Origin of the sequence: Pseudoroseicyclus sp. CXY001 (assembly GCF_041714655.1) — a bacterium.
In the GTDB taxonomy this organism is placed as follows: Bacteria; Pseudomonadota; Alphaproteobacteria; order Rhodobacterales; family Rhodobacteraceae; genus Pseudoroseicyclus_A.
Genome location: NZ_CP168219.1, coordinates 1,043,679 through 1,061,187, shown reverse-complemented (window position 1 = coordinate 1,061,187; position 17,509 = coordinate 1,043,679). Strand labels below are relative to the sequence as shown.

Sequence of the window (17,509 nt, the reverse complement as noted above, 5' to 3'; positions counted from 1 at the left end):
CTCTCCTCCCTCGGTCGGGCAGCCCGGCACCGGCCGGGCCGCCCCTTGTTTGCCGGCGCCTAGAAGGCGCCCTCCTCCCTCGAACCTCGCGCTCTCCTCAGCGCGCCCGGGCCGCGTCGACCGACCAGGGGCCGGCGCCGGCCGCGGCGAGGTAGAGGCAGGTGAAGCAGTAGATCACCGCCAGCTCGCCGCCGTTCACCAGCGGATAGAAGCCCTGCGGCGCATGCACCATGAAATAGGCCACGGCCATCATGCCCGAGAGCACGAACGCCGTCACCCGGGTGAAAAGGCCGATCAGCAGCAGGACGCCGCCGACGAGTTCGAGAATGCCGGCAATGCCGATGATCGAGAAGACAGGCGCCGCCATGCCGCTCGGCGGCAGGTCGAAGAACTTCGTCGTGCCGTGTTGCAGGATCAGAAGCGCCGTCATGATCCGCAGGATCGACAGAAGCTGCGGACGATAGCGAGAGAGAAAGGTCATACCACTTTACCTTTTGAGGTCAGAGGGCTGGCCTTATAACTCATCGACGGTGCGCGGAAAGACCGACTGGAACCCTTCGGCGTAACGGCAATCGCGCCCGCCCGACTGGCCGCCGGAGTTGCGCTTGAAATGGTTGGCCCGCTGCTGGGCGACGCGGGTGTAGAACTCCCAGAGGTGCTCCTGCCCCTCCATGCATTCGATGGCGGCGCGCTTCTTCTCCCAGACCGGCGTGATGTCGAGGAAGGTGTCAGGCTTCCAGCCCATCTGCTCGGTCTGGTGCGGCTCGAAAAGGTAGAGCTGCGGGGCGCCGAGGACCTTCTCGCCGGGATTGTGGCCCCAGGCCTGCGCGATCATCCGCGCCTCGAGGACGGCATTGGTCGTGTTCATGTGATCGGTGTTGTAGGGGTCGTACTGGCTGTGGCTGAGCATGAAGCCCGGCTGCACGGCCCGGATGACTTCCACCATCTTCATCTTGTTCTCGCGGGAGAACTCCAGGGGGTAGTCGCCGAGATCGAGGCAGACGAGCTCATGGACGCCGAGGGCCTCCGCCGCCCGCTCCGCCTCGGACCGGCGGACTTCCTTGACGCGCTGCAGCGTCATGCCCTCCTCTTTCCAGAGCTTGGCGCTCTCGCCCCGCTCGCCGAAGGACAGGCAGAGGACGGTGACCTCGATCCCCTTCTCGGCATGCAGCGCGATGGCGCCCCCGCAGCGCCAGACGAAATCGGCGGCATGGGCCGAGATGACGAGTGCGGATTTTGCCATGTGATCCTCTCCCTGAGCGCGGCGTATATTCCATGCGGGCCGCCGGCCTGTCCAACGCTATCGGCGGCGCTCCGCTTAACCGATATTTTTTCCCTACCGGTCTTGAAGGATAACCGGTAGGCTTCCCATATCGCTTATCGAGACAGACCAAGGACGGCTCCGCGACCGACATGACCCAGACGCACCGCTCAGATTGCCCGATCAACCTCGCCGTGGAAGTGGTGGGAGATCGCTGGACGCTGCTGGTCCTGCGGGACATCATCTTCGGCAAGCGCCAGCATTTCCGCGCCCTTCTGGAAGGCTCCGAGGAGGGGATCTCCCCCTCGGTCCTGGCCGAGCGGCTGCAGCGGCTGACCAATGCGGGGATCCTCCGGCGCGAATGTTGCGCCCAGCATCGGCAGAAGGGCTACTTCCGCCTGACCGATGCGGGGGCGGACCTGCTGCCCGTCATCGCGGCTCTCGGCGCCTGGGGTGCCCGGCACCGCCATGGCGACCCGGAGCTTTGCGACAAGGTGCTGCAGCTCGAGCGCGGCGGTGCCGCCGCCTGCGGCGCCTTCAAGGCCCAGCTTCTCGCGGCCCAGGCCGAGGAATCGGCGCAGGAGGCTGAGGCATGAGTCTGCACGCGGCCTGCACGAATGGGCAACGAAATCTTCATCCCGGAGGCGCAGCCCCCCTTGATAAGGGAATGAGCGCACCCATCTGCAATGTTAAGACCATAAACATAAGGGACGACACGTGAGCACCTATTCCAGCCTCCCGGCCCCGTCGCCCGAACAGGGGCTGAACCGATACCTTCAGGAGATCCGGAAGTTCCCGCTTCTGGAACCGGAAGAGGAATACATGCTGGCCAAGCGCTGGGTGGACCATGAGGATACCGGCGCCGCCCACAAGATGGTGACATCGCACCTGCGGCTCGCCGCCAAGATCGCCATGGGCTATCGCGGCTACGGCCTGCCGCAGGCCGAGGTCATCTCGGAGGCGAATGTCGGCCTGATGCAGGCGGTCAAGCGGTTCGATCCCGAGAAGGGCTTCCGCCTCGCGACCTATGCGATGTGGTGGATCCGCGCCTCGATCCAGGAGTACATCCTGCGGTCGTGGAGCCTCGTGAAGCTCGGCACCACCTCGGCGCAGAAGAAGCTGTTCTTCAACCTCCGCAAGGCCAAGGCCCGCATCGGTGCGCTCGAAGAGGGCGACCTCCGCCCCGAGAACGTCGCCCAGATCGCCCATGACCTCGGCGTGACCGAGACCGAGGTGATCTCGATGAACCGGCGGCTCGCGGGCTCCGATGCCTCGCTGAACGCGATGGTCGGCACCGAGGGCGACAGCGCCACGCAATGGCAGGACTGGCTGGAAGACGAAGACGCCGACCAGGCCGGCGATTATGCCGAACGCGACGAGCTGGAAGCCCGGCGCGAGATGCTGACCTCGGCGATGGACGTGCTCAACGACCGCGAGCGCGACATCCTGATGCAGCGGCGGCTCTCCGACGAGCAGGTGACGCTTGAAGACCTCTCCGGCCGCTACGGCGTCAGCCGCGAGCGCATCCGGCAGATCGAGGTCCGGGCGTTCGAGAAGCTGCAGGAGCGGATGCAGGCGCTCGCCCGCGAGAAGGGCATGCTCGAAGACGCGTGATCGCAGGTGCGGGGGCCGGAGACGGCCCCCGCTTTGCTACTGCCGCCAGCTCGGGTCGTCCGCGTCCAGCACCGATTTCAGATAGTCGAAGTGGCGCTCGGCCATGCCCGCGTAGGGTCCCCAGCCTTCCGAAGTGTTCTGCGCGACATTGTCGCTGAGCACCGCCAGCGGCTGACCGGTCGACAGGGCGAGGATCTGCGTCTGCGCCGCCTTTTCGAAGAAATAGAGATCCTCGAAGGCCTCCGCGACCGTCTCGCCGGCGATGGACACGCCATGATTGCCCATCACCAGCGCCGCCTTGCCCTTCATGGCCTTCGCCAGATGGGCGCCCTCCTCGGCGCTGTCGGAAATCCCTCCGAATTCCAGATCATAGCCGATCCGCCCCCAGAAGCGGGCGGTGTTGTTGTCGAGCGGCAGCAGCGTCGGGTCCTTCAGGCAGGCAAGCGCCGTCGCATAAGGCGCATGGCAATGGAGGATCACCCGCGCCTCCGGCAGCTCGCGGTGGAGCGTGCCGTGGATCGCCCAGGCCGAGGGGTCGGGCGCATCTGGCCCCGCCATGACGCTCTCGTCATCCGCATCGAGGAGCAACAGGTCGCTCGCCTTGATCGTCGCGAAATGCTGCCAGCGCGGGTTGAGGAGGAACCGCCGCCCGTCCTCGCTCACCGCGGCGGAGAAATGGTTGCCGACCGACTCGCTCCAGCCGAAGCGGTGGCAGAGCCGGAAGGCGGCGGCGAGGTCCTGGCGGAGCGTCTGCTCCGCCGCCACATCGTCCCTCATTTGAAGCGCCCTTCGCTGACCAGCGCCCGGTAGGTCGAGCGCATCTCGGCCCGGTCGGCATAGGTGCCGCGCAGGTAGCGGTCACCCGAGGTCGCCGAATAGGCGGCGCGGCCATGGACGATCCGGTGGTTGTCGAAGACCATGCATTCCCCCGCCTTCATCATGAAGCGCATCAGGTATCTCGGCTCCTGCAGCATCCGCCCGAAGCGGCAGAAGGCCGGATACCAGGCATCCAGAAGGTGCTGCGGCAGGTCGGAGATGTCGAGCATGTGCTGGCTGATGGTCAGGCCCGAGACCTCGCCATGCTCGTCGAGCTCGATGATCGTCTGCCGCGAGCGCATGTCGTAGGTGTCATGCTCGCAATAAAAGGGCACCGGCGTCTCGCTGAGCAGACGGAAGCCCTCCGGATCCCGCGCGCGGAAGTCGTTGGCCACCGCCACCCCGTCGGCATAGAGGCTCTGGCCGCCCTCGACGGTATTCGCCCGGCAATGGAGGAACTGGACGCCCGGCGCCATTTCCTCCGCCGGCGTGTCGGTATGCAGCTCGAGCGCGCTCGCCGTATAGGCGGTGTTGGTCGGGTTGATATGGGTCTTCACGTCGAAATAGAGGCCGAAGAAGGTCGGCCGCACCTGCCCCATGAGCTCGACGAGCTCGGTGAGGCCCGCGTCGGTGTCGGGCATGTCGGTGACGATGGCGAGCCCCTCGACGATCAGCGCCTCGATCCATTTCGCGACCTCCGCCTTGTCGGCGAGGAGCGTCGGCTGCGAGAAGCGGGGCACCTCGGCGTAGTGGTCGCCGTACCAGGCCTGGCGCGGCAGGTCGGCCGGGTCATGGCGCTTCTGGCCGCCCGCGAAGGCCTCGAGCAGGCTCAGCGGATAGCGCGAGACATGCCCCTCGCCAGCCCAGCGGATGACCAGCTCGTCACCGTCCATCTCCGCCGTCTCGGGGCGGGGCGCCTCGCTCAGGTGGAAGATGTCGAAGCTCCGCTCGCGCGTGGCGCTGTTGAAGGACGTCGGGCAATTGTCGCGCAGCCAGTAGCTGTTGAAATAGGCCGGCCCCTCTGAGAGCGCGACCTCGACGCCGGTATCGGTGATCGTGACCGGGCGGGCCGGCGCGATGTTGGCAACAGTGGTCATGGCGGCATCCTTAACTTCTGGGGGAGCGTTTGCGGCACCCTCGCACCTGTGGGGCTTGCGAAAAAAGGCGGATTCGGATGAAGTCGAGTTAACCTGCAGTTTAACTTGAGACCCCGATGGACCGCCTCCCCCCGCTTCGCCTTCTTGCCACGTTCGAGGCCGTCGCCCGGCTCGGCTCGATGCGCGCCGCCGCCGCGGCGCTCAACGTCAGCCAGCCGGCCGTCACCCAGGCACTGAAGGCGCTCGAAGATCACGTCGGCGCGCCGCTCCTCGACCGTGCCACCCGCCCTGCCCGGCTCACCGCGGCGGGGGCGGAGCTGGCGCGGGTGGTGCAGGGCAGCCTCGGTGCCATCGGCACGGCCATCGACGACATGCGCGCCCGCGCCGATCTGGCGGAGGCGCAGGTGACCGTCGCCTGCACGCTCGGGATGGCGACCTACTGGCTGATGCCGCGCCTGCCCGGCTTCTACGCCGCCCATCCCGGCATCACCGTCAACGTCCAGGCGCCGCCGACCGACCTGCCCGCCCTCGCCCCCGGCATCGACGTGACCCTGCGCTACGGCGCCACCCCCTTCCGCGACGGCCCGACCGTGAAGCTCTTCGACGAGGAGGCCTGCCCCGTCGGCCGCCCCGACCTGATCGCGCGGCTGGAGAGCCTCTCCGAAGCGCCGCTCATCCACGTCCGCTCCGCCGCCAACCTCCATTGGGCCGGCTGGACCGACTATCTGGCGGCGCGCGGGCTACCCCGCTCCCGCGCGCCCGGGCAGAGCTTCGACAATTACGTCCAGGCCACGCAGGCGGCGCTCGATGGGCGGGGGCTGATGCTCGGCTGGCGCTCGATCACGGCTCGCCTGATCGCCGAAGGGGCGCTGGCGCCCTGGCCGGAGGGCGCCATGTCGCTCGGCACCGCCTATTGGGTCACCGAAGGCCCCCGCCCCTCCGCCGGCGCGCGGGCCTTCCTCTCCTGGCTGCTCGACTGAGGGCTTGCGCCGGGGGTCTCCCCGTAATTATACATCCGTATGATTAGGAGGCCAGAGTGACTCGCCCCGAACCCCGCCGCAGCTTCATCCGCGCCGAGCCCGAGGCGCGCCGCGCCGCGCTGATCGCGGCGACGCTGGAACTTGTGGCCGAGGCCGGCCCGGCCGCCGCGACCGTCCGCGCCATCGCCGACCGCGCCGGGCTCACCCAGGGCATGATCCGCCATCATTTCTCCGGCAAGGAGGCGCTGATCGACGCCGCCTATGCCGCCCATATGGCCGCCCAGGCCGAGGCCATCGAGGCGGAGGTCGCCGGTGCCGGCCCCTCCCCGCGCGCCCGGCTCGCGGCGATGATCCGCGCCTCCGTCACGCCGCCCGTGGCCGAGCCCGCCGGGCTGGCGCTCTGGGCGGGCTTTCTCAACATGACGCGCGGCTCGCGGGCGATCCGCGCCACGCACGAGGCCAGCTACCTCTCCTATCGCGACCGGCTGCAGGCGCTGCTCACCGAGGCGCGGGAGGAGGCCGGCCGCCCCCTCCGCGCCCCCGAGGCGCGCGCCCTCGCCATCGCCTGCAACGCCGTGCTCGACGGGCTCTGGCTCGAGGCCGGCGCCCTGCCCGAGGCCTTCGGCGAGGGCGAGATCGCCGGGCTCGCCCTCACCTCCGTCTCCGCCCTCACCGGGCTCGACCTATCCTTGGAGTCCCAATGAGATACGCCGCCATCCTCGACCGCCTGAACGCCCTCGGCGCCGCCAAATGGGACATCTACTACCGCGCCCAGGCGCTCGAAGCCGCGGGGCACGACATCATCGACCTGACCATCGGCAACCCCGACGTGCCGGCCCCAGAGCCGCTGATCGAGGCCGCCGTCACCGCGCTCCGCGCGGGCCGCACGGAATATTCCGACGGGCGCGGCGAGCCCGCGCTCCGCGCCGCCCTCGCCCGCCGCTATTCCGACAGCACCGGGCGGGAGATCACGCCCGCGCAGATCCTCTGCTTCCCCGGCACGCAGACGGCGCTCTATGCTGTGATGACCGGCCTCGCCGAGCCGGGCACCGAGGTGCTGGTGGGCGACCCGATGTATGCGACTTACGAGGGCGTCATCCGGGCCTCCGGCGCCGAGCCGGTGCCCGTGCCGCTCCGCCCCGAGCGGGGCTTCCGGCTCTCGGCGGAGGATCTCGCGGCCCGCGTGACGCCCCGCACCCGCGCGCTCCTCCTCAACTCCCCGCAGAACCCGACGGGCGCCGTGCTCCGCGCCGAGGACATTGCCGCCATCGGCGAGATCGCCCGGGCGCATGACCTCTGGATCGTCGCCGACGAGGTCTATGACGAGCTGATCTTCTCCGGCGCGCCCTTCGCCTCGCCGCTGGCCGACCCCGCCCTCGCCGAGCGGACGGTGGTCGTCTCGTCCATCTCGAAGAGCCACGCGGCCCCCGGCTTCCGCTCCGGCTGGGCCGTCTTGCCGGAGGAGGCGGCGGCCCGGCTCGCGCCCCTCTCCGACACGATGCTCTTCGGCAACCAGCCCTTCATCGCCGACGCCACGGCGCTCGCCGTCTCGGCCCCCTCCGCTACCGCGCGCGGCATGGCCGCCCGGCTGAGCGCCCGCGCGCAGCGGCTGGCGGAGCGGCTGGAGGCGGGGCCGCTCAAGGTCAACCGCCCGGAGGCCGGCATGTTCGCCCTCATCGATATCCGCGCCACGGGGATGAGCGATGCCGCCTATGCCGCCGACCTCCTTGAGAAAACCGGCGTCGCCCTCATGCCCGGCAGCGTCTTCGGCCCCTCCATCGCCGGATGGGTGCGCCTCGCGCTGACGGTGCCGGATGCCAAGCTCGACGAGGCGATCACCCGCATCCTCACCCATGCAGAGCGCCATATGCGCGCGCCCAGCAGAGCGGAGGCCTGAGCCATGGCATCGGTGGGAGAAGCGCTGATTGCGGGTCTGAAGGCGCGGGGGGTCGAGGTCGTCTTCGGCATCCCGGGCGTCCATACGGTGGAGCTCTATCGCGGCCTCGCCGGCTCCGGCATCCGCCACATCACCGCCCGCCACGAGCAGGGCGCCGGCTTCATGGCCGATGGCTACGGGCGGGTCAGCGGCAAGCCCGGGGTGGCGCTGGTCATCACCGGGCCAGGGGTGACCAACGTGCTGACGCCGATGGGTCAGGCACGGGCGGATTCCTCGCCGATGCTGGTGATCTCGGGCGTCAACGACCGCGCGTCGCTCGGCAAGGGGCTCGGCAAGCTCCACGAGCTGCCCGACCAGCTCGGCCTCGCCGCCAAGGTCGCGCTGACCGCCACGCGCGTCGAGCGGCCGGAGGACCTCGCCCCCGCCCTCGACGCCGCCTTCGCGGCGCTGGCGAGCGGCCGCCCGGGACCCCACCACATCGAGATCCCGCTCGACGTGATGCCCCTGCCCGCGCCCGCGCCCGGCGAGCCGCCCCTCACGCCGACCCCGTCCCTGCCGCCCGGGCTAGACGCCGCCGCCCGGCTCCTCGCCGGCGCCTCGCGCCCGGTGATCCTCGCTGGCGGCGGCGCCCGGCGGGCGGAGGCGGCGCTCCGCGAGGTGGCGGAGGCACTGGACGCCCCGGTGATCCAGACGGCCAATGCGCGGGGGCTCCTCCATGGCCACCCGCTGACCGTCGCCGCCTCGCCCAGCCTCGCCCCCGTCCGTGCGCTGGTGGCGGAGGCGGATGCCGTCCTCGCCGTCGGCACGGAATTCGGGCAGACGGATTACGACATGATGGTCGACGGGCTCTGGCCCGCGCCGGCCCGGCTCGTCCGCATCGACATCTCCGCCGCCCAGCTCCGCCGCCATGAGGCAGAGATCCCGCTGCAGGGCCATGCCGAGACGCTCCTGCCCGCCCTCGCCGCCCGCCTGCCCTCCCGGCCCCCGGCAGAGGGCGCCGCCCGCGCCGCCATGGCCCGCAAGGGCGCCCGCGCCGGGCTCGACGCTGGGCTCGCCGCCTGCGCCGATGTGCTGGACGCGATCCGCGACGCCGTCCCCGGCGCGCTCGTCGTCGGAGATTCCACGCAGGCCGTCTATGCCGGCAACCTTTCCTACGATCACGACCGCCCCGGCGGCTGGTTCAATGCCGCGACCGGCTACGGCGCCCTCGGCTTCGCCATCCCGGCTTCCATCGGCGCCGCCCTCGCCGCACCGGGCACGCCCGTTATCTCGCTCAACGGCGACGGCGGCGCGCAATTCTCGCTGGCCGAGCTGATGACCGCGGCGGAGGAGAAGCTGCCCATCACCTTCCTCATCTGGAACAACCACGCCTATCAGGAGATCGCCTGGGCCATGCGCGAGGCGGAGACGGAGGTGATCGGCTGCCACCCCGCGCCCCCCGATTTGGAGGCGGTGGCGAAGTCCTGCGCCATGCCCTATCGCCGGACCGGCCCGGCCCCCGCCGATGTCGCGGCCGCCCTGAGGGCCCTGCCCCCGACGACCGGCCCCGTCCTCATCGAGATCGCCGACGCCGCGCCCCCGCTCGACCGCCCCGCCTGAGGCCGCAATGTCTTTGCTCCCGGAAATCCTCGGGGGGAGTCGCCCTTCAGGGCGACGGGGGGCAGACAGCCCCCCGGGCCGCCCGCGATCAGGCCCGGGCCCGGATCGGAGGTCTCAGAACGCGCCCAGATGCGGCGCGAGGAGCTGGCGGCAGGCTTCCAGAGCCTTCTCCGCCGGCATCGAGGCGGGCTCGATGCAATGCTGGATGCCGAGCCCGTCGATCAGGCAGATGAGCACCCGCGCCAGCGGCTCCGCCTCGATGGTCGTGCCGTTCGCCTCGGCCGCCTCGGAGATGGCGCCGGAGACATCGGCGAGATAGGCCGCATATTGCATCCGGTGCTCGGTCTTCAGATCCTCGTTGATCGAGATCTGCCCCCAGAGCGTCAGCCAGATGTTGAACGCATCCCGGTTGAAGTTCTCCGGCGAGAAGAAGGCCTCGAGCAGCGCCGTCAGGCGGGTCTTGCCGGGCTCCGGCGGGCCGGGCAGGCGCGTCGAGCCGAGATACATCGAGGCATAGACCGCCGCCAGAAGCGCGTTCATCGAGCCGAAATGGTGGATGACGAGGCCGCGGCTCACCCCCGCCTCCTCGCAGATTCGGTCGACCGTGAACTCCTGGATCCCGCCCCGCGCCATGCAGGCCAGCCCCGCGGCCACGAGCTGCGCGCGGCGTGCCTCACCGCTCAGGCGGATGTATTTGGGGGCCTTTCTGGCGCTCATGTCCCTCGACCGGGTGACCGGCGCCCCTCACAACCAGAGGGAGGGGCGCCGGAGGATCGTTACACTTTTGCGAAGCGTACCGGGTCAGGATGGCCGTCGGCAAGGATCACCGGCGAGATATCGGCATCGTGGATCGCCAGATAGGGCGAGAAGGCGATGAAGATGAACGAGCCGCTCTCCTCCATCAGGTCCTCCATCCGGTTGAACATGCCCTTGCGTGCCTCCGGGTCGAGCTCGACCAGCGAGGCCTGGTAGAGATCCTCGAACTCCTGGCTGTCGAAGAAGGTCCAGTTGTAGACGCCGATCTGGTCGGGGCGGAACCAGACGAAATTCTCCGTCGGATCCACGCCGCCGGCGAAGCCCTGAAGGACCAGCTCGAGCGTCAGGTAGTCGTCGCCCGCTTCCTTGTCGCCGAGCGCCCAGTAGGCGGCCTCTTCCGTCGGCTGGATCACGACGTTGATCCCGGCCTCGGACAGGCTCGCCTGGATGATCTGGGCGACGGTCTGCGAGGTGGAATCCGTGAGCGCCACGAGGTTCAGCGTCAGCCCCTCGGCCCCGGCCTCGGCCAGGAGCTCGCGGGCCTTCTCGACATCGCGGGTCTCGTAGATATTGGCCTCGCGGGCATAATCCGAGCCCGGCGGGATGAGGCCGGTGGAGCGCCCGACCGTGCCGTCATAGGCGCCGTAGAGCACAGCCTCGCTGTCATAGGCGAGCTGGATCGCCTGGCGGACGCGGGGGTCCTGCAGCGTCGGCGCATTCTGGTTGATCGTCAGCCAGGTGTAGGTCGTGCTGTCGGCCTCGATCAGCTCGGCCCCCTCGGGCATGGAGCCCCGAAGCTGGCTGATGGCGCTCGCCGCGATGCGGGTGAAGTCGAAGCTGCTGGCCTCGTAGGCCAGGAGCGCCGACTGGTCGTCCTCGACGATATAGACCTCGATCGCGGAGAAATCCGGCGCCTCGCCCGTCCAGTCGGGGTTGGCGGTCAGCGTGATCTTCTGCTGCTGCTCCCAGGAGGAGAAGAGATAGGGCCCGCATTCCGCCGGCGCCTCGGTGGTGAAGCTGCCGCCGACCTCCTCGACCGCCGCCTTGCAGACGAGATGGCCGCCATAATAGGGCAGCGCGGTGACGATGAAGGGCGCGAAGGGCGCGGTCAGGTGGATGATGCCGCTGCGCTCGCCGGTGACCTCGACATGGTCGAGCATCTCGAACTGATAGGCCCAGGGGCTGTCGGAGCCGGCGATGCGCTCGAAGGAATACTTGACGTCCTCGGCGGTGACCGGCCCGTAGCCGTTCGTCCAGCTCAGACCCTCGCGGAGCGTGAAGGCGAGCGCCGTCTCGCTCTGCCATTCGATCGCCTCGGCGGCATAGGGCTCCCAGGGCGAGCCGTCGCGCAGGTCGCCGAGGCGGACGAGCGTCACGGTGGTGCAGCGCGGGATCACGTCGTCGAGCCCGCCGATGATGCCCCAGGGGTCGATCACCTGGTAATCGGCGGCCATGCGGATGCGGAGCGTGTCTCCGTCCTGGGCCCAGGCGAAGCGCGGGGCGGCCGCGGCCGCCGCAAGTCCGGCACCGGCGGTCTGCAGGAATTGGCGTCTGTTGGTCTTCCAGGTCATTGGTTTCTCCCCGTTAATTGGTCGCGTCAATGAGATGGCACCGGGCCTGGCGGCCCGGGGCGATGGTGCGCAGCACCGGCTCTTCGGTGCGGCAAATATCCTGCACGAGGGGGCAGCGCGTGTGGAACGCGCAGGCCCGCGGGCGGCGCAGGACGCCCGGAATCTCTCCCTTGATCGCCAGATCGACCCGGCGCTTGCGCGGATCGGGCTTCGGCTCGGCGGCGATGAGGCTCTTGGTGTAGGGATGGGCGGGGCTGGCGAAGATCCGGGCCGTGGGGCCCGTCTCGACCAGCCGCCCGAGGTAGAGAACGGCGATACGGTCCGCCACATGGCGGATGAGCGCGAGATTGTGGGTGATGATGAGGTAGCTCAGCCCGTGCCGCGCCTTGAGATCGGCCATCAGGTTGAGGATGTCGGCCTGGACGGAGACATCGAGCCCCGCCGTCGGCTCGTCGGCGATGACGAGCGCGGGTTTCAGCGCCAGCGACCGCGCGACGCCGACGCGCCGCGCCTGCCCGCCGGAAAGCTCATGGGGGAAGCGCGCGCCCATATCCGCCGGCAGGCCGACCTCGGCGAGGAGCTCCGCCGCCTTGTCGCGCCGCTTGGCGCCCTCCATCGCCTTGTGGATGACGAGCGGCTCGGTCACCGCCTCCGCCACGTTCATGCGGGGGGAGAGCGAGGCGGCGGCATCCTGGAACATCAACGCCGTCCGCCGGCGGATGGCCCGGAAATCGGCGGATGTGGCCAGGGGCCGGCCCTCGAAGGCGAGCGAGCCGGTGCTGGATTGGAGGCCAAGGATGGCGCGGGCCAGCGTCGTCTTGCCGGAGCCGCTCTCGCCGACGAGGCCTAAAGTCTGGCCGGCCGGCAGATCGAGCGTGATGCCGGCGAGGATGTTGAGCTCGGCGCGCGAGAAGAGCCCGCCGAGCGGCAGATCGACCTGGAGGTCCTCCATCTGCAGGAGAGGCGTGCCGGCGGAGGGGGGGCCGGCCCGTGCCGGGCCGGGCGGAGGCTCTGCCTCCACACCTCCGAGGTATTTCTGGCCAGATGAAAGGGGATCCCGGGAGGTCATGGCGCCACCTTGTGGCAGAGCGCCTCGCGGCCGGGGGCGGGGCGGACGCGGGGGGGCGGGGTGGCGCAGATGTCGGAGGCGAGCGGGCAGCGGGGGGCGAAGGCGCAGCCGGCTGGCGGGTCTGTCAGGTCGGGAAGGCGGCCGCCGATGGTGGGCAGGCGGCCGGTGTTCGCCTCGAGAACCGCCGGGTCGCAGGCGAGGAGCGCCTTGGTATAGGGGTGGAGCGGCGCGTGATAGAGGTCGTCCACCGGCGCCACCTCCACCACCTCGCCCGCATACATGACCGCCACCCGGTCGCAGAGCTCGGCGATGACGCCGAGGTGGTGGGTCACGATGACGATGGCGCAGCCGACCTCCCCTTGGAGCTCGCGGAGGAGGTGGATGATCTGCGCCTCCATCGTCACGTCGAGCGCCGTGGTCGGCTCGTCGGCGATGAGCACGTTGGGGCGCATCAGGAGCGCCGCGGCGATGGCGGCGCGCTGGCGCATGCCGCCGGAGAGCTCATGCGGATAGCGGGCCATGGCGAGCTCGGGCTCCAGCCCGACCTTGGCGAGCATGGCGGCGGCGCGGGCGCGCTTCTCGCGGGTGGAGCCCTCGGCGTTGATCTGGAAGTCGGTGAGCTGGGCGCCGATCTTCAGCACCGGGTTGAACGCCGTCAGCGGGTCCTGGAAGACCATGGCGATCTCGCGGCCGCGGAGCGCCCGGCGGCGGCGCTCGGGCAGCGCCGTCAGATCCTCTCCCTTGAGGCGGACGGCGCCCTCGGTGACCTCGGCCCCGGCGCCCAGGAGGTGGATGAGCGCGCCCGCCAGCGTGGACTTGCCGCAACCGGATTCGCCGGCGATGCCCAGCACTTCGCCGGGCTGCACCTCCAGCGTCACGCCCCGCAGCGCCTGCACGCCGCCGGGGTAGCGGAGCCGGAGCCCCTGAGCGGAAAGGACAGGCTCGCTCATGCGCCCCCCTTGACCAGCTTGGGGTCGAGCGCGTCCCGCAGGCCCTCGCCGAGGAAGGTGAAGCCGAGGGTGGAGAGCACCAGCGGCGCCCCGGCGAAGAGCACCATATGCGGGGCGGAGCGCAGCGAGGTGTAGCCGTCGTAGAGGATGTTCCCCCAGGAGGGGATCGGCGGGCGCACCCCGAGGTTGAGATAGCTGAGCCCGGCCTCGAGCATGATGATGATCGGCACGTCCATCGACAGGAGGATGACCAGCGGCCCCACGACATTGGGCAGAAGGTGCTTGAAGAGAATGCGCACGGAGGAGGCGCCCATCGCCCGCTCGGCCACGATGAAATCGGCGGAGGAGAGCCCCAGCGTCTGCGCCCGGATCAGCCGCGCATAGGCGGGGATCGACACGGTGACGACGACGAGGATCAGCGTGTCCGTGCCCGGGCCGATGACGGTGATGACGGCGAGGGCCAGCATGATCATCGGCAGCGAGGAGACGCTGTCGAAGATGAGGACGAGGATCGCATCCAGCCAGCGCGGCCCGTAGCCGGCGATCATGCCGAGCACGATGCCGCCGAGTCCCGCCAGCCCGACGGAGGTGAGCGCGATGCCGAGCGCGGTGCGGGCGCCGTAGATGATGCGCGAGAGGAGGTCGCGGCCGAGCTGGTCCGTCCCCGCCCAATGCTCCCAGCTCGGGCCCTGGAACTTGTCCATCACGTCGAGCTTGATCGGGTCGTAGGGCGCGAGCCAGGGGGCGAAGAGCGCCATGGCGACGAAGACGAGCACGAGGATCAGCCCCATGGCGCCCATCGGGTCCTTCAGAAGGATGCGCAGCGACGAGCGGTAGAGCGCGCGCCCGGCGGCGCGGCGCTCGCGGCCCGGCTCTGGCTCGGGGCGCGCGACGGGGGCGCTAGCGTCGGACGGCATCGCGGACCCTCGGATCAAGCCGCGCGATCAGGAGATCGGCGGCGGTGACGACGAAGAGATAGAAGGCGGTCATGAAAAGGACGCAGCCCATGACGACCGGATAATTCCGGTTGGAGACGGCGCCCGTCATCAGCGTGCCGATGCCGGGGCGCGAGAAGACCGCCTCGACGAAGACCGCCGAGGAGAGGATCGACCCGAGGCCGACGGCAAGGAGCGCGATCGTCGGGATGATGGCGACGCGAAGCGCGTAGCGGAAGACCACCCGGTGCTCCGGCAGGCCGAAGGCGCGCGCCGTGCGGATGTGGTGCTCGCCCATCACCTCGAGAAGCGAGGCGCGCACCAGCCGGGCGAGGTAGCCGACCCAGCCGATGCCGAGCGCGAAGGCCGGCAGGATCAGCGCCCGGATCTGGCTGCCGAGGTCTCCGGGGCTCCCGGCGCCGATGGCCGGCAGCCAGTGCAGCCAGACGGCGAAGATCAGGATCGCATAGATGGCGATGACGAAGGACGGCACCGAGATGAAGCTGACGGAAAGGAGCCCGAGCGCCCGGTCGGTGATCGTCCCCCGCCAGACGACGGCGGCGGCGCCGAGGAGGATACCGAGAACGAGCGCCCAGAGGAGCGCCACGAGCCCGAGCACCAGCGTCTTGGGGAAGAACTCCCAGATGAGGTCGAGGACCGGCCGCTGCGACCAGACGTCATAGCCGAGATCGCCGGTGGCGGCGTTCTTGAGGAACAGCCAGATCTGGGTGAGGAGCGGCTCGTCCAGCCCCATGCGCTCGCGCAGGAGCGCCTTCAGCTCCGGCGTCGCGCGGGGGCCGAGGGCGAGAGAGGCGGGATCGCCGGGAATGAGGAACACCATGGCATACATGGCCAGCATCACCGTGAGGAGGATCACGATGGCGAGGCCGATACGCCGGACGGCGTATCTCAGCATGGGGCCCTTCGCTCACACATGGTCGCGCGCGATCCTTTCATCCCATTGTCGTTCCAGAAGCGTCTCGCCGTTCTCGGTGACGCGCAATGTCATCTCGACCCGGAAATGGGTCGCGTCCGAGGTCAGCCGCCCCGTGGAGTGGTGGCCGCAGGTCGTGTCGGGGCCCTTGATCTCGACATTGCATTCGGTCTCGCAGACGGCGGAGAGCGGGTCGCCCTCGGTGATCCGGTAGCGGGCGAAGGCGTCGGAGGTGACCGTCTGGCCGATGTCGGTCATCTCGGTCGAATAGGTCCAGCGGGGGAAGTCGACCACGGTCTCGCCGCTGAGGAGGTCGCGGGTGATCGTGCGGCGGACGCCCTCGGGCGCGGGGTGCTTCACGCTCGGCGTCGGCGCCGCCATCTCGGGCGCATCGAAGGCGCGGAGCTGCTCGTCCTCGGCCCGCGGCGGGCGGACGGGCAGGTCGAGCCGGCTCGCGCCCGGGACGATGGAGAGCGTGGCGAGCTCCGGCGAGGGCCAGCAGATGGGAAAATAGGTGGTGGAGAGCGAGACCGCGATACGGTGCCCGGCCGGGAAGGCATGGGCGATGTCGTCGAGATCGACGGTGACCTCGTAGGTCTCCCCCGGGGTCAGGAGCTCGGCATGCTCGTGATCCTGCCGGTGGGTGAGGTTGAGGTAGCCTTGGGTGACCTTGGTCGAGCGGCCGTCGGGCAGGACGTCGTTCAGGCGCACGGCGACGAGGGCCATGGGCTTGTCGGAGGAAAAGCGCAGGGTGAGCTGCGGGGCGCCGAGGATCTCTGTCCGCTCGGGGAGCGGATCGGTGGTGAAGACGAGGCTTCCGCCATCATCCTCGCGCTGGTCGGGCGCCCATTCGGCATCCTCGCCGTAGCGGCCGACCTCGCCGGCGGCGAGGCCGACGGAGAGGGGCGAGCAGATCTCGAGCCGGGCCTCCTCGGCCGCCCCCTCCGGGAGCGGCTCAGGGCTCAGGCCCCCGGTGGCGGTGAGGGTCAGCGGGCGGTGCTCGATCCTCGGCGAGGGCCAGGCGCCTTCGCCGACCCAGCGGCCGGGGCGCTCCAGGTAGCAGGTCTGCGGCGGGACGCTCTCCTGCATCCAGACGCGGTACATGGGCTCGCCCTCGAGCCCCTGCCCCTCGCCCTTCAGCCAGTGGTCGCACCAGCGTTTCACCTCCTGCAGCCAGCCGATCGCAGGATGGACGGCGACGTCATGGGGGAAGCTGTGCGCCCAGGGGCCGACGAGGCCGCGGCGGGGGCCGGAGAGGCCTTCGAGGAGGCGCGGGACGCTTTCGGCATAATTGTCCGCCCAGCCGGAGACGGCATAGACGGGAATGGTGATCCGGCTGAAATCCTCGCAGACGGAGCCCTGCCTCCAGTACTCGTCCCGCCGCTGGTGGGCGAGCCAGGTGAGGATCCAGGGGCTGTTCGCCTCCATCCGGGCGAGCCATTGCGCGCGCCAGCCGGGGCCGGAGAGCTCCGGGTCGGGCGGCAGGTCGTTATGGGCGAACATGGTGGCGGACCAGTCGAAATTGTCCTTCGACAGGCAGCCGCCGACCCAGTGGATGTCGGTGGCGTAGCGGTCATCGGTGGAGCCGACCGTGATGATTGTCTTCAGCGCCGGGGGCTGGCGGGCGGCGATCTGGAGGCCGTTGAACCCGCCCCAGGAGATGCCGATCATCGCCACCTGACCGTCGCACCACTCCTGCTCGGCAATCCAGCCGATGGCCTCGACGCCGTCGAGCTGCTCCTGCACCGAGTATTCGTCCTCGATGATCCCCTCGCTGTCGCCCGTACCGCGGATGTCGAGCCGGAGGCAGGCATAGCCCTGCCCGGCGAGCCATCCATGCATCTCCTGATCCCGCGCCCGCGTGCCCTCGCGCTTGCGATAGGGCAGGTATTCGAGGATCACCGGCACCGGGCCGATCCCCTTCGGCAGCCAGAGCTTGGCGGCGAGGCGCGTGCCGTCCTTCAGCGGCACGAAGAGGTTCTCCGTGATCTCGACGTCGTGGGGGAAGCTGTCGCGGATCTCTGTCATGG

General features: G+C 69.8%; 17 protein-coding genes. 6 read left to right on the top strand and 11 right to left on the bottom strand.

Annotated features, from left to right (window positions below):
• Nucleotides 1-97 precede the first annotated feature (97 nt).
• Together ACAZ03_RS05250 and ACAZ03_RS05245 are read right to left on the bottom strand one after the other, a co-directional pair.
• Entirely contained in the window at nucleotides 98-481 is a 384-nt protein-coding gene (locus ACAZ03_RS05250) for a DoxX family protein (RefSeq protein ID WP_373356340.1), read from the bottom strand.
• A gap of 33 nt (nucleotides 482-514) precedes the next feature.
• Entirely contained in the window at nucleotides 515-1,243 is a 729-nt protein-coding gene (locus ACAZ03_RS05245) for a PIG-L deacetylase family protein (protein ID WP_373356339.1), read from the bottom strand.
• A gap of 170 nt (nucleotides 1,244-1,413) precedes the next feature.
• On the opposite strand from ACAZ03_RS05245, the gene ACAZ03_RS05240 reads away from it, so the two are divergent.
• Complete coding sequence (locus ACAZ03_RS05240) at nucleotides 1,414-1,857, top strand: winged helix-turn-helix transcriptional regulator (protein WP_373356338.1); 444 nt, start codon at nucleotides 1,414-1,416, stop codon at nucleotides 1,855-1,857.
• A gap of 121 nt (nucleotides 1,858-1,978) precedes the next feature.
• Nucleotides 1,979-2,875, top strand: coding sequence for an RNA polymerase sigma factor RpoH (gene rpoH, locus ACAZ03_RS05235; protein WP_373356337.1), 897 nt, complete (start codon nucleotides 1,979-1,981; stop codon nucleotides 2,873-2,875).
• Nucleotides 2,876-2,911: 36 nt separating this feature from the next.
• Here the strand turns inward: rpoH and ACAZ03_RS05230 are convergent, their stop codons facing one another.
• Nucleotides 2,912-3,652, bottom strand: coding sequence for a class II aldolase/adducin family protein (locus ACAZ03_RS05230; protein WP_373356336.1), 741 nt, complete (start codon nucleotides 3,650-3,652; stop codon nucleotides 2,912-2,914).
• Entirely contained in the window at nucleotides 3,649-4,788 is a 1,140-nt protein-coding gene (locus tag ACAZ03_RS05225; RefSeq protein WP_373356335.1) for a TauD/TfdA family dioxygenase, read from the bottom strand. The genes ACAZ03_RS05230 and ACAZ03_RS05225 overlap by 4 nt, the downstream gene beginning before the upstream one ends.
• A gap of 116 nt (nucleotides 4,789-4,904) precedes the next feature.
• On the opposite strand from ACAZ03_RS05225, the gene ACAZ03_RS05220 reads away from it, so the two are divergent.
• The 4 genes from ACAZ03_RS05220 to ACAZ03_RS05205 are packed head-to-tail and all read left to right on the top strand — an operon-like array spanning nucleotide 4,905 to nucleotide 9,264.
• Nucleotides 4,905-5,768, top strand: a complete 864-nt coding sequence (locus ACAZ03_RS05220) for a LysR substrate-binding domain-containing protein (RefSeq protein WP_373356334.1) — start codon at nucleotides 4,905-4,907, stop codon at nucleotides 5,766-5,768.
• A 56-nt stretch (nucleotides 5,769-5,824) separates the two neighbouring features.
• Complete coding sequence (locus ACAZ03_RS05215) at nucleotides 5,825-6,472, top strand: TetR family transcriptional regulator C-terminal domain-containing protein (protein ID WP_373356333.1); 648 nt, start codon at nucleotides 5,825-5,827, stop codon at nucleotides 6,470-6,472.
• A complete protein-coding gene (locus ACAZ03_RS05210) occupies nucleotides 6,469-7,665 on the top strand; it encodes a pyridoxal phosphate-dependent aminotransferase (RefSeq protein WP_373356332.1) in 1,197 nt (398 codons plus the stop codon). Before ACAZ03_RS05215 ends, ACAZ03_RS05210 begins: the two co-directional genes overlap by 4 nt.
• 3 nt (nucleotides 7,666-7,668) lie before the next feature.
• Nucleotides 7,669-9,264, top strand: coding sequence for a 5-guanidino-2-oxopentanoate decarboxylase (locus ACAZ03_RS05205; protein ID WP_373356331.1), 1,596 nt, complete (start codon nucleotides 7,669-7,671; stop codon nucleotides 9,262-9,264).
• A gap of 114 nt (nucleotides 9,265-9,378) precedes the next feature.
• Here ACAZ03_RS05205 and ACAZ03_RS05200 read toward each other — a convergent pair whose 3' ends face one another.
• From ACAZ03_RS05200 to ACAZ03_RS05170, 7 genes are all read right to left on the bottom strand, one after another.
• Complete coding sequence (locus ACAZ03_RS05200) at nucleotides 9,379-9,981, bottom strand: TetR/AcrR family transcriptional regulator (RefSeq protein WP_373356330.1); 603 nt, start codon at nucleotides 9,979-9,981, stop codon at nucleotides 9,379-9,381.
• Nucleotides 9,982-10,040: 59 nt separating this feature from the next.
• Entirely contained in the window at nucleotides 10,041-11,591 is a 1,551-nt protein-coding gene (locus ACAZ03_RS05195) for an ABC transporter substrate-binding protein (RefSeq protein WP_373356329.1), read from the bottom strand.
• 13 nt (nucleotides 11,592-11,604) lie between these two features.
• The gene (locus ACAZ03_RS05190) at nucleotides 11,605-12,543 is read right to left on the bottom strand and encodes an oligopeptide/dipeptide ABC transporter ATP-binding protein (RefSeq protein WP_373356328.1); all 939 of its coding nucleotides are present in this window, start codon (nucleotides 12,541-12,543) and stop codon (nucleotides 11,605-11,607) included.
• 113 nt (nucleotides 12,544-12,656) lie between these two features.
• The gene (locus ACAZ03_RS05185; protein WP_373356327.1) at nucleotides 12,657-13,610 is read right to left on the bottom strand and encodes an ABC transporter ATP-binding protein; all 954 of its coding nucleotides are present in this window, start codon (nucleotides 13,608-13,610) and stop codon (nucleotides 12,657-12,659) included.
• Complete coding sequence (locus ACAZ03_RS05180) at nucleotides 13,607-14,527, bottom strand: ABC transporter permease (RefSeq protein ID WP_373356326.1); 921 nt, start codon at nucleotides 14,525-14,527, stop codon at nucleotides 13,607-13,609. Before ACAZ03_RS05180 ends, ACAZ03_RS05185 begins: the two co-directional genes overlap by 4 nt.
• Nucleotides 14,511-15,461 carry an ABC transporter permease gene (locus tag ACAZ03_RS05175; RefSeq protein ID WP_373356325.1) on the bottom strand — a complete coding sequence of 317 codons (951 nt, stop codon included), beginning with the start codon at nucleotides 15,459-15,461 and terminating at the stop codon, nucleotides 14,511-14,513. Before ACAZ03_RS05175 ends, ACAZ03_RS05180 begins: the two co-directional genes overlap by 17 nt.
• Before the next feature lie 12 nt (nucleotides 15,462-15,473).
• Nucleotides 15,474-17,507, bottom strand: coding sequence for a CocE/NonD family hydrolase (locus ACAZ03_RS05170; protein WP_373356324.1), 2,034 nt, complete (start codon nucleotides 17,505-17,507; stop codon nucleotides 15,474-15,476).
• Nucleotides 17,508-17,509 lie beyond the last annotated feature (2 nt).

Coding starts and splice junctions, on each gene's coding strand:
- ACAZ03_RS05180 (WP_373356326.1), bottom strand. CDS start 14,527: ATGCCGTCCGACGCTAGCGCCCCCGTCGCGCGCCCCGAGCCAGAGCCG.
- ACAZ03_RS05200 (WP_373356330.1), bottom strand. CDS start 9,981: ATGAGCGCCAGAAAGGCCCCCAAATACATCCGCCTGAGCGGTGAGGCA.
- ACAZ03_RS05240 (WP_373356338.1), top strand. CDS start 1,414: ATGACCCAGACGCACCGCTCAGATTGCCCGATCAACCTCGCCGTGGAA.
- ACAZ03_RS05195 (WP_373356329.1), bottom strand. CDS start 11,591: ATGACCTGGAAGACCAACAGACGCCAATTCCTGCAGACCGCCGGTGCC.
- ACAZ03_RS05190 (WP_373356328.1), bottom strand. CDS start 12,543: ATGGAGGACCTCCAGGTCGATCTGCCGCTCGGCGGGCTCTTCTCGCGC.
- ACAZ03_RS05245 (WP_373356339.1), bottom strand. CDS start 1,243: ATGGCAAAATCCGCACTCGTCATCTCGGCCCATGCCGCCGATTTCGTC.
- ACAZ03_RS05185 (WP_373356327.1), bottom strand. CDS start 13,610: ATGAGCGAGCCTGTCCTTTCCGCTCAGGGGCTCCGGCTCCGCTACCCC.
- ACAZ03_RS05230 (WP_373356336.1), bottom strand. CDS start 3,652: ATGAGGGACGATGTGGCGGCGGAGCAGACGCTCCGCCAGGACCTCGCC.
- ACAZ03_RS05210 (WP_373356332.1), top strand. CDS start 6,469: ATGAGATACGCCGCCATCCTCGACCGCCTGAACGCCCTCGGCGCCGCC.
- ACAZ03_RS05205 (WP_373356331.1), top strand. CDS start 7,669: ATGGCATCGGTGGGAGAAGCGCTGATTGCGGGTCTGAAGGCGCGGGGG.
- ACAZ03_RS05175 (WP_373356325.1), bottom strand. CDS start 15,461: ATGCTGAGATACGCCGTCCGGCGTATCGGCCTCGCCATCGTGATCCTC.
- ACAZ03_RS05225 (WP_373356335.1), bottom strand. CDS start 4,788: ATGACCACTGTTGCCAACATCGCGCCGGCCCGCCCGGTCACGATCACC.
- ACAZ03_RS05220 (WP_373356334.1), top strand. CDS start 4,905: ATGGACCGCCTCCCCCCGCTTCGCCTTCTTGCCACGTTCGAGGCCGTC.
- ACAZ03_RS05250 (WP_373356340.1), bottom strand. CDS start 481: ATGACCTTTCTCTCTCGCTATCGTCCGCAGCTTCTGTCGATCCTGCGG.
- ACAZ03_RS05170 (WP_373356324.1), bottom strand. CDS start 17,507: ATGACAGAGATCCGCGACAGCTTCCCCCACGACGTCGAGATCACGGAG.